This is a genomic window from Aphanizomenon sp. UHCC 0183, assembly GCF_009712065.1.
Lineage (GTDB): Bacteria > Cyanobacteriota > Cyanobacteriia > Cyanobacteriales > Nostocaceae > Dolichospermum > Dolichospermum heterosporum.
This window is the reverse complement of record NZ_VILC01000130.1, coordinates 1-10699: the sequence shown is the minus strand read 5'-3', so window position 1 is coordinate 10699 and position 10699 is coordinate 1. Positions and strand designations below refer to the sequence as shown.

The following is a 10699-nucleotide window of genomic DNA, read 5'->3' as shown; positions in this document are numbered from 1 at the left end:
CATTGTGTAATTAATTCTGTCTCACTACTTAGTTATCAAGTAACTGACTTTATCTCTAGGACAAAGAGAGTTAAGATACACAAGGTTTCCCAACTTTTTCTATAGAATTGTTGCACTAATTAAACTCATGAATGCTGCTACCTTAATTCGCTTAACATCTTTATCACTCATAGTATCTTTGGGACTGCTATCACCTACCTATGCTGAAGGGAAAAAGGTATCCAATCCTATTAGTCAAGCCAAACCAAAACCGATTGATACGAATCAACCTAATACTCTTACTCCCACAGGAACAAGCAATAATCTTTTAAGTATAGAGGGGGGCGATCGCTTGATGAAAGAATCAACCGAAGCGGTTTCTAGTCAAAACTACGCCCTAGCAGTCAAAAAACTCCAAGAAGCCCGCCAAGTTTATAATCAATTATCAAGCTTTTACCAAGACCTCAACTCTAGTTTTGCAGGTATTGACATTCGCGCCGCCGATACCTACCGCAAAAATGCTTTAACAACTGCCCAAAAGCGAGATGAAGCCACCTATCAATTAGCCCTAGTACATCGAGCGCAAAATCAGCCAGAATTAGCCATACCTTTACTAGTGCAAATCATCAAAAGTCAAAACCCCACCAGAGAACTAGGCACAAAAGCATACCAACAATTATTTGAACTAGGTTTTGTAGATGTCCCCTTTCCGCGTCAAGGTAAAAAATAATCGGCAAATGCTAACAGGCAACAGCCGCACTCTTTAATCTCAAAATAACGTAGTATACTGGGGTTAATCGTATTTAACCGCAAGATGAAATACCTAACCCCAGAACAAGTTTACAAACAATTTGGTTATCACCCTAAGACGACGTGGTGAAAAATGCCAAGCTATCACAGCACGAAGAACTAATGCAGGATTTTATGGCTATCATGCACTGCTTTTCCTCGAAGCTTTACTTTCTTCGGGCTTACAAGAAAAAAATAGCCGAAGAGCAAAATATTCATGAGCCAAATAGTAGCCAATACGAGTCAATAGGAGTATAACAATAAGAGACGTAGCAAACCAAGTCCATGAAACTCAAAGTTAAAAATCAGTTAACCGTTACGAGAATCGCTATTTTAGGGACTGAAAAACTTAATAACTGGAAATCTAACGAACTTGATCTTATTGCTTTGAGTTTGGGTAAGGTTTAACTACGTTATTTGTCTACCCCAACCGCTACATATCTGTTAATAATAGAGAAGTAAGTTTTTCAGGAATGGCGATGATAAGTCCGCAACAGGTAGAGGCAATGATCAAGGCAGAAATGCCAGATGCCCAAGTGCAAGTACAAGACTTGACAGGTGGTGGTGATCACTATCAAGTAACAGTAGTTTCATCGCAGTTTGCAGGTAAGGGACTAGTGCAACAACACCAACTAGTTTATAGCGCATTGCAAGAAGCCATGTCCACAGAAGCGATCCATGCTTTAGCACTTAAAACCTCCACTCCCTAAGCTTGACAAACAACAAACTAATTTTAGATTTGGGATTTTGGATTCAGAAAACAAAATCTAAAATCGGATCAACTCTTGAATTTCAGTAACATAAGGAAATAACTAATCATGACCCCAGAACTTAAAGAAAGAATTGATACTTTGGTAGAAGAAAACAAAATTATGGTTTTCATGAAGGGCAACAAATTAATGCCCCAATGTGGTTTCTCTAATAACGTTGTCCAAATTCTCAATACATTAGGAGTTCCCTTTGAAACCATTGATGTACTTGCAGATCAAGAAATTCGTCAAGGCATCAAAGAATATTCCAACTGGCCAACAATTCCTCAAGTATACATTAATGGTCAATTCGTTGGCGGTTCTGATATTTTGATTGAAATGTACAACAAAGGTGAATTACAACAAGCGGTAGAAGTAGCACTAGCTTCTTAAAATCATTTATTAGGTGTAGGTTGGGTTAAGGAACGCAACCCAACACCTATCTCTATTGGCAACAATTTCAAATTTATTTTTAAATATTAAATTATTTATTACTCCTATTTACTACCAAAACTATGAATAATAAAACGAAGATAGAAGATTGTGGTTATACATTCATAGGTTCAGCAGTTGATAATTTAGTTCGCCATTTTGAAGGTCAATCATCCCTACAATTATATCCTGACTTTCGAGAACGACGAGAACGTGCCAATGAATTATTATTTGATTTAGTTGGTAAACAACCAGGTTTATTTTATATTCGTCGTCAAGGAACAGGAAAAGAATCAGGAGAAGAGATTTGGGAACTAACTATAGCCACAGACCAAGATAACTTTCAACTTCCAAAAAAACTGAAACAGCTAGGAAAGACCCTAGCATTTAAAGCTGCTATTCGTCAAGATGGACATGGCGGATTTAAAATTTTATCAGCTTATTTACTACATGAATTGCGAGGAAATATTGATGGCTATGCCTTACCCTATTGGTTGCGACTAAGCCCAAATCATCAACATCATTTGGATATTCCCAAACCATTATTGGCAAAAATAAAAAATATGCCAATTTGCGGAAATCATGTCCCCACCGAAGATCAACTTAAAGCCTGGAAAGCCTTTTTAAAAGTAGAAGAACGTATTGCTAAATCACGCCAATTTTGTGTATCTTTTCTGATTGCTAACAATAGCTCAAATTCTCGACAAATCGCGTTAGAAATTAAAGTTAATTCAGCTACGCTTAACGGTTCTGAAGAGAATATTTTAGGTGTGGAGAATTTCTGGGAACGGGTCAAAAAAGCCAAAAATCAGGAAGTCAACTTTCTCGATTCCGTACCGACAGATAAAAATCGTCGCCACAGTCGTCAATTAGGAACTATTGAAAAAATTGATCAAAAACATAATCTTATTCATATTCGCCTAGAACGAGAACTAATCGAATATATAGCCAAAGGTAATTATCAACTTCCCAATAAAGGCTACTTATTTTTTGATGCTGCTGGAGACATCAAACAAATCGAACGTAAAGAAAAAGCTCTAGAACAATTAAGACAAGGACGCACTCAAAATCCCTATTTAGGTAACTTTTTATTCGACGCTTCCCAAGCCAGACCGATTATCAAAAGGATTAAACTTAACTCAAAAGACTTATTATTATCCTCCGCAAATGCTGGACAAAAAGCCGCAGTTGAAAAAGTCCTGTCCGCAGAGGACTTAGTGCTAATTCAGGGACCACCAGGTACAGGAAAAACTACCGTAATTGCGGAAATTTGCTATCAGGTAGCTTTGCGTGGAGGACGGACATTAATTACCTCTCAAGCCAATTTAGCCGTTGATAACGCCCTCAGTCGCTTAGTACATAATCCCGTTATTCGCGCTATTAGGAAGGGACGAGCCGAAAAAGTTGGTGAAGAAGGACAGCCATTTTTAGAAGATCAAGTAATTGGTACATGGCTACAAAATACCGCCACTGACTGTGAAAATAATCTCAGTCAACGTCACGAAAATATCAAAATTCTCAATCAATTATTACTATTATTACCACGATTCACAGACTATTTTCTGGCAGAAGCAGAAATCAATCAGCAACAGAATGAACTCAAAACCGAAAAACAAAATTTAGAAGCAGCTTATCAAAATCAACAGCTTGAATATCATCAAACTTTAGTCAAGAAAAAAGAAATTGAATATTTAATTACTGGTTTAGAAAACATTCTCAAAAATCCCACAAATATAGACTGGGAATCTTCAGAAATTAACAATTTTTTACCACAAATTAAACCTTATACAGAAAATAACCAACAAGTAGAATATTTTCGAGAAAATGTGCGTCAAGCTATCAAATGTATTGAAGAACTTGGTTTTGTCCGTCCAGGTTTTGGCGCATTTGGGTTAGCAGTTTGGTTACAGGAAAATATCACAACTCATCTTTCTGGATTTAAACCAGGATTAAAAAATGCCAATGATGTAGGTTTAGCTATTTCCGAAGTAGCAAAATTAGTTTATATTTTCCAACAGCATTCTTTATCCTTGGAGAAATTAGAAACAGATTATCAAAAATTTAATAACCAAAACGATTTACAGCCAACAATCCAAATTTGGGAAAATCGCAAACGGGAAATTGATTATATTATTGAAGCTGTTGTCGAATGGAAGTCTACAGCTAACAACAACTTGTATCAAGTCTTAAAAGAATGTCAACAATCTAATTTAGTTTTAACAGAAAACATGGTAGATTTACCATTAGGTTTATTGATGTTTGCTAAGACATTAAAATTAACTATTGTTCCTAAAAACTATCAAATCAGTTTACCAGATTGGGGAGTATTAACAAAAGCCATAGCTTATGAAATAGAAGGTAATTTTATAGATAGGAAAGGTAAAAAACATGATTTTAGTTATTTTTTACAGCAAAGTTTTAGTCAAATTCCGATAGTATTATCAAAACCCGATCAAATTCAATGGCAAACAACCTATCAAAAACTCCAAAATTATCAACTACTCAATCCTAAACAGCGAAAATTGCTAGTTGAAAATACTCAAGTCTTTTTAATTAGATTGGAAAAAACATACAGTAATTCCTTTGAATGGAACAATGTTGAAGCTACTCTTACCCGCATTACCCAAGAATTACTAGATATTATCTTAGTTCATGCCCGTCAATGTGTTTTAAGAGTTAAAACTGAAGCTGAACAACAATTACAAATTTTAAACCAGCAATTTCAAGAACTTCCGCAAAATGCAATTTCTTCAGAACAAATATCTGAAGCTAAATCTCAGGTAAGAAAAAGCAAAGAAGCTGCTAATTTAAACCTGGCAGAAGTTATTCATAACTTACAAGCACTTCATAAACAGCAAAATATCCCTGCGCCATTAAGGATTATAGCAGAAAAATATCTGACTAGACAAGCAAATATTTGGGAACAACCGCAGGAATTTTCTCAGCAAGTCAAATTTTGGGAAAATCGCGTCAATGAAATAGAAACTCTGATTTCCTCATTAGCACCTTTTACCATTTTAGCAACAATTAAAGACTCTTTAAATCAGGAGTTCATAAATTTGCAAGCAGAAGCTGATATTTATCAACAAGAAATTGCAGAATTACAAATAAAAATAGCTGATTTAGAACAGAAATTACAATTACAGTTATCAGCTAGTTTAATTAGCGAACGGAATTGGTGGCAGTCAATTTGGCAAACAATCCCAGATAAACTCAAACCAGAATTATCTAATGATAATTTATTTGACTCAGACTTTTTATGCAGTATTCAAAATAAATTTAAATCATGGAAACGACAGCTAAAAAGTGAAGAAAATTATCTGCAAAAATATCAAAACTTTGTGCAAGATTGGGTTGCAAAACTTCGTAAACCTTCAGAACAAGATAGTAAAGATCTAAGGGGAATCTATTTAGATAATGCTAACGTTGTTGGTATTACTTGCGTTCAAGCGGCAAATTATAATTTCTCAGAAGAATTTCAATCTTTTGATGTTGTGATTATTGATGAAGTTAGTAAATGCACTCCTCCAGAATTGCTAATTCCGGCTTTGAAAGGTAAAAAATTAGTCATGGTAGGAGATCATCGGCAATTACCACCTATGCTTGATACTAGCACTGTGGAAGAAGTTGCGAAAACAATGGGTAATACCAGAGAAGAATTGCAATTTTTAGAAGAGTCATTATTTAAAAGTCAGTTTGAAACCGCAGATAAAAGCATTAAAAAAATGCTGAATACTCAATATCGAATGCACCCAATGATTATGGGCGCAATCAATCAATTTTATCATGGTAAATTGGAATGTGGGATTTTAGAACCTGATACAAAACGCGCTCATAATTTAGCAGGGGAAATTATTCAACCTGACAATCATTTATGTTGGGTAAAAATGCCCAGAGAAAATGAATTTCAAGAAGAACGAAGTGGAACTTCATTTTTGAATACTAAAGAAATTGATGTGATTGAAAGTATCTGTCATCAATTTGAGAAAGTTTGGGTGAATAAAGTTGCAAATGGAGAACCAAGAAAAGAAATAGCTGTAATTACATTTTATGGCGCTCAATTACGAAAAATTGATGAACGGTTGCAATCTGAACTTTTCCCTTCTTTACAAATCAGAACAGGTACAGTTGATAGATTTCAAGGTATGGAAAGACCAGTAGTAATTGTCAGTATGGTGCGGAATAATCATCAAGGAGATGTGGGATTTGCAAATAAACCAGAACGGGTAAACGTGGCTTTTTCTCGCGCTCAGGAATTATTGGTAATTGTCGGTTGTCACGATTTATTTACCGCTAAACCCGGTACAGTGGGTAATATGTATTCTGAAGTTGCCAACACTGTTAATTATCATGGAGGTTTTATTGATGTTTCCTGCTTCTGTAGTTAAACAGATTGATGAAAATCTAAAATATATAGTTGAGAAAATTGAAACTGAAAATTCTGGTTTGTTAGTTTTAGCTGCACGTCTATTTGGCTATACAGTAACTCAAAATTTCTTAGAATTAACTATTAAAGAATCTCGCAAATTTAATGTCTTAGAAGAGTTTATTATTCGTGCTGGTATGGAGTTTAATCCTCCACCTACCGCTAATGATTTAGCATCTATCTTAGGACTAGATTCTGTATTTGTTAAAAGCACTATTGCTAATCTGCAATCTTTACAAACTCTAGCAGATACATCTCAAATCACTGTCACAGCAGAGGGGAGTTTATTCTATGCACAGGGTTCTGTACCTAAACCTCCATACTCTATGCAAATTTATGCAATTACTGATAATTTAGCCGGGAAAATTACATTTCAATATGAGTCATTAGAAGATGTTGTAATTAAGCAACCAGACTTAGCAGAATTTGTGAATATAGAAGTGAAAATTACCCCAATTTCTAGGTTACAACTTGCAGATATTCAGGACATTATTCAATCTTGCAATTTACCTCTTCATGTCCCCACAGAAGGTAAATTTGTGACTGATTTTAAGGTGAAAGGTAGTACACAAACTATTGGGAGAAATATATCGCTATTTGTGGTTTTTGATGAAAATCTAAATAAATTAAACATCGAAATCAGAAATGGTCAGGAAATTTTAGAAGCTGCTACCAAGAAGATTGAAGAATTATACAATGACAAAAAGATATCCCTAGAAGAATTGTGTCAATTATCTGAGGAAACCATCCATTTAAAATCCAATCCAGATTATGGTTAGGAACGCAAATTTAATAACCTGCAATTCTGATGTAACCTGGAATGGTGCGTTACGCTGTCGCTAACACACCCTACTTTTGCACCTTATTTAATTCACATTCCTTAGCGGGCAAGATGCCCGCACCACAAGAAATTTTTGGGTATTTTTTTAATTGGAAGCCCCTTAAGTCAGGTAAGTAATTGGACAAAAATATTTACAGTCATTGCGAGCGAAGGGAAGCAATCACAACCCTTGTGATTGCTTCATTTCACTTCGTTCCATTCCCAATGACATTGTGTAATTAATTCTGTCTCACTACTTATCTATATCAGAAATGAGTTTTTCCATTGATACTCGCTTTTGTTCAATCCACCATAAATAAATTGCAAATACTGTAGAAATAACTAAGAGAATAGTAATGAAGCGAAAAGTAATTTGTGTACCTAAAACTAATGATTCAACAGGTGCATTAGTGATATTAATATTTGTGTTTAGTTGAGTATTGTTAAGAGTCACAAATGAAAATATAGCTCCCACTAATGGCACACTTATAGTTTGTCCTAATATTCGTGACAAGGATAATAAACCCGAAGCAATCCCTAAACTATCTTGTGGTGCTGCTCCCATAATGGCGCTATTGTTGGGAGATTGAAACATTCCTATACCCAACCCATAGGGAATAATTGCAATTATATAATTGATTATCGTTAATTCTGCGTTAAATGTGCTGATTAAAAAGCAGCCAACAGCCATTAATAATAATCCTGTTATGCTAATAATCCGTGAGCCAAATTTATCAGAAAGCGTCCCAGCCATAGGTGCGGTTAAAACAATGATAATCGGTGGAATTGCTAATAGAAAACCAGCTTTATTAGTAGGATATTGTTTGACTAGTTTGAAAAAGAAAGGGAGGATAAAGATTGATCCGGCAATCACGAAGTTACCTATAAACCGCAATCCTAAACCTAAACTTAAGTCTAAAGATCTAAAAATTTTCCAATCTAAAATAGGGGTGACAGTCCGCATTTCTATGAAGATGAGAAAAGCTAAACTAATCATAGATAAAAATAGTAAAGCTAGAATGATATTTAAGTCATGATTCTGTTCTTCTAATAAGGTTATTGCCAATATAAAGCAAGTTAATATAAATGTGATAACTATAGTTCCTATGATATCAAACTGTTGTTTTTCTCCATTAACAATAGAAGGGGGGACAAAATAAGCCATAATTAAAATCCCTATAATCCCAATTGGCACATTAATAAAGAAAATTAAAGGCCAATCTCCGATACTAACTAATAAACCTCCTATTGTTGGTCCCAACATCATTCCTAAACCAAATACTCCAGCGCGAATACCTAAACCCAGCCCTCGTTCTTCCACTGGGAAAGCTTCTACAATCATCGCTGTTCCTAGTCCTGAGATAAATGCAGCCCCTACTCCTTGAATGGCACGAAAAGCTATTAAAAAGCCTATATTTGGGGCAAGTCCACATAGCAAAGAACTAATTGTAAACACTATCATACCGATAATGTACAACTTCTTTTTACTCCATATATCGCCTAATTTAGAAGCACTCAAAACAAAAATAGATATTGCTAACAGGTAACTCAATACTACCCATTGACTATTTGCAAAGGTCGTATGTAGTGATTCCAGCATTATTGGTAGAGCTAGATTAACTATATAAACATCTAAGGAAAAGATAAATACACCAATACTAACGCTCAGTATAGTCCACCATTTTGCAGATGGTTTGATTTCAGTTTTGAGACAATTAAATTCAGGTTCTTGAGTTTTTAACATATTGTAAGTAGGTTAGCATTGAAAATCGTCGTTATGGCAAGGCAAGAGGCAAGAGTGAAGAGGGTTTGGGCGATTTTACTTTTCTTTAAGTAGGTTGGTGTTGAAAATTGTCGTTATGGCAAGGCAAAAGGCAAGAGGCAAGAGGCAAGAGTGAAGAGGGTTTGGGCGATTTTACTTTTCTTTACACAGTTTGGTTTTATTGTGTTCACCTACTTACACAGATTGGTTTTATTGTGTTCACCTACTTATATCAGGAGTCAAAAAGAAGCAGTAGGAATAATTAAGACAAAATAAGCAAGGGTGAACTTAATTCTTAATTCATTCCTGGACTCAAACAGACAAATTACAAATATCGTTCCCGAATGGATGTGTTGCTACACTAAATTGTTCTATAATTTTCGGTAGTTCTTCTTCGATATTAATGGGAGTTCCTCTTTTGGCAATTACTTTAATCTCTTGGAGAATTTTATCTACAAGGTCTTTATTTTCAGCTAGTTCTCCTTGACCAATTTGCTTCAGAGCCATTTGCACAGCAGTATATCCTGATTGCATTCCTAATGCAAAACTACTTTGTTTGCCGAGAAGTTGCGGATTTAAACTTTGATAAAGTTCCTCATTTTTGGCTACAGCTTTAACATGAACTCCAGCATAGTGGGTAAAGGCATTTTTTCCGGTGATAGCTTGATGGGGAGGAATGGGAATATGAGAATGCTGACTCACGAATTTATATAACTCTTCTAGATAGTTAAGTTGCCATTTTTTTTCTTTTTCACCCATATCTATTAAATTGATTAATAGTTCAGCTAAATCAACAATTCCTGCTCTTTCTCCTAATCCCATTGTGGCTACATCAATAATGTCTGCACCTGCTCTATAGGCATCTAAGGCATTGGCTAAAGCTAAACCTTTATCATTATGACAATGCACCTCTATCTGTGGATATAAACCACGATTTCCTAATTCTTCTTTTAGGGTTTTGACATAAAAATACATACTGCGCTGGGGATGAAAAGGTGTGGAGTAGCCAGTTGTATCTGCTATACTAATGATATTCACTCCTGCTTTGACTGCGGCGGTGGCTGCGGCAATGACATTTTCTATGGGCGATCGCACTGTATCTTCTGCTGTATATCTAATTAATAAGTCATGCTTCTGTTCTTTGGCAAAAGTAACTACTTCAATAATCTTTTCAATTGCTACATCTAAATCAATATTATAATCTTGTTGTAATCGCTTTTTAGAAACACTAAAAAATATCCCTAAAAAATCAATACCACAATCTAAAGCTTTTTGCACATGATCTATTTTACAAAGAGAATGAGCGCCTATTTTCGCCTTAAGTCCTGCTTGAGAAATGCGCGTGATAGCTAAAGCTATTTCTCGATCTACTGCGGGATTACCCACTTCAATAATATCAACTCCTATCTGATCTAAAAACTGGGCAATTATCATTTTTTTGTCTGGAGAAAAATAAACTCCAGGAGTTTGTTCTCCTTCTCTTAAAGTAGAGTCAAGAATTTGCAACATATTTACCCTAAGTTTCAACCTATTCAATGTCAATTTTACTCAAGAATATTCGTAAACTGTATTCTATTAATGCTCATATACCCCATCCATCTTGAAAACTTGGGTTTTCGCCATAGAAAAACTATAGGTTTCAAGACGCATGGTGTTTAGCTTATACTTTCCATGATTTACCATATTTTATACACAAGTGAAAATTATAGTAATTACCATTCAAGTGAGGTAAAAGAAGAAAG

At 35.1% G+C, this 10699-nt stretch carries 8 protein-coding genes; 6 read left to right on the top strand and 2 right to left on the bottom strand.

What is annotated here, in order from left to right; translation table 11 throughout:
- Nucleotides 1-127: 127 nt before the first annotated feature.
- The 6 genes from FJR37_RS24355 to FJR37_RS24330 all read left to right on the top strand — a co-directional run bounded on the left by FJR37_RS24355 (nt 128) and on the right by FJR37_RS24330 (nt 7154).
- Nucleotides 128-709, top strand: a complete 582-nt coding sequence (locus FJR37_RS24355) for a hypothetical protein (RefSeq protein ID WP_039199303.1) — start codon at nt 128-130, stop codon at nt 707-709.
- A 344-nt stretch (nt 710-1053) separates the two neighbouring features.
- The gene (locus FJR37_RS27520) at nt 1054-1176 is read left to right on the top strand and encodes a hypothetical protein (protein ID WP_256366902.1); all 123 of its coding nucleotides are present in this window, start codon (nt 1054-1056) and stop codon (nt 1174-1176) included.
- Nucleotides 1177-1247: 71 nt separating this feature from the next.
- Nucleotides 1248-1478: a BolA family protein gene (locus FJR37_RS24345; protein WP_039199300.1), complete on the top strand. Its 231-nt coding sequence runs from the start codon at nt 1248-1250 to the stop codon at nt 1476-1478.
- A 108-nt stretch (nt 1479-1586) separates the two neighbouring features.
- A complete protein-coding gene (gene grxD / locus FJR37_RS24340) occupies nt 1587-1910 on the top strand; it encodes a Grx4 family monothiol glutaredoxin (RefSeq protein WP_039199298.1) in 324 nt (107 codons plus the stop codon).
- 122 nt (nt 1911-2032) lie between these two features.
- On the top strand, nt 2033-6337 hold the full coding sequence (locus tag FJR37_RS24335) for an AAA domain-containing protein (protein ID WP_168467352.1): 4305 nt from the start codon (nt 2033-2035) through the stop codon (nt 6335-6337).
- Nucleotides 6315-7154 carry a hypothetical protein gene (locus FJR37_RS24330; RefSeq protein WP_217355380.1) on the top strand — a complete coding sequence of 280 codons (840 nt, stop codon included), beginning with the start codon at nt 6315-6317 and terminating at the stop codon, nt 7152-7154. Before FJR37_RS24335 ends, FJR37_RS24330 begins: the two co-directional genes overlap by 23 nt.
- A gap of 294 nt (nt 7155-7448) precedes the next feature.
- Here the strand turns inward: FJR37_RS24330 and FJR37_RS24325 are convergent, their stop codons facing one another.
- Complete coding sequence (locus FJR37_RS24325) at nt 7449-8939, bottom strand: MFS transporter (RefSeq protein ID WP_168467351.1); 1491 nt, start codon at nt 8937-8939, stop codon at nt 7449-7451.
- Between the two features lie 330 nt (nt 8940-9269).
- On the bottom strand, nt 9270-10466 hold the full coding sequence (locus FJR37_RS24320; RefSeq protein WP_168467350.1) for a LeuA family protein: 1197 nt from the start codon (nt 10464-10466) through the stop codon (nt 9270-9272).
- Nucleotides 10467-10699 lie beyond the last annotated feature (233 nt).

What these genes read in the sequence shown, in the direction of transcription:
- FJR37_RS24320 (WP_168467350.1), bottom strand. Translation starts at nt 10,466, where the DNA reads ATGTTGCAAATTCTTGACTCTACTTTAAGAGAAGGAGAACAAACTCCT.
- FJR37_RS24325 (WP_168467351.1), bottom strand. Translation starts at nt 8,939, where the DNA reads ATGTTAAAAACTCAAGAACCTGAATTTAATTGTCTCAAAACTGAAATC.
- grxD (WP_039199298.1), top strand. Translation starts at nt 1,587, where the DNA reads ATGACCCCAGAACTTAAAGAAAGAATTGATACTTTGGTAGAAGAAAAC.
- FJR37_RS24355 (WP_039199303.1), top strand. Translation starts at nt 128, where the DNA reads ATGAATGCTGCTACCTTAATTCGCTTAACATCTTTATCACTCATAGTA.
- FJR37_RS27520 (WP_256366902.1), top strand. Translation starts at nt 1,054, where the DNA reads ATGAAACTCAAAGTTAAAAATCAGTTAACCGTTACGAGAATCGCTATT.
- FJR37_RS24335 (WP_168467352.1), top strand. Translation starts at nt 2,033, where the DNA reads ATGAATAATAAAACGAAGATAGAAGATTGTGGTTATACATTCATAGGT.
- FJR37_RS24345 (WP_039199300.1), top strand. Translation starts at nt 1,248, where the DNA reads ATGATAAGTCCGCAACAGGTAGAGGCAATGATCAAGGCAGAAATGCCA.
- FJR37_RS24330 (WP_217355380.1), top strand. Translation starts at nt 6,315, where the DNA reads ATGTTTCCTGCTTCTGTAGTTAAACAGATTGATGAAAATCTAAAATAT.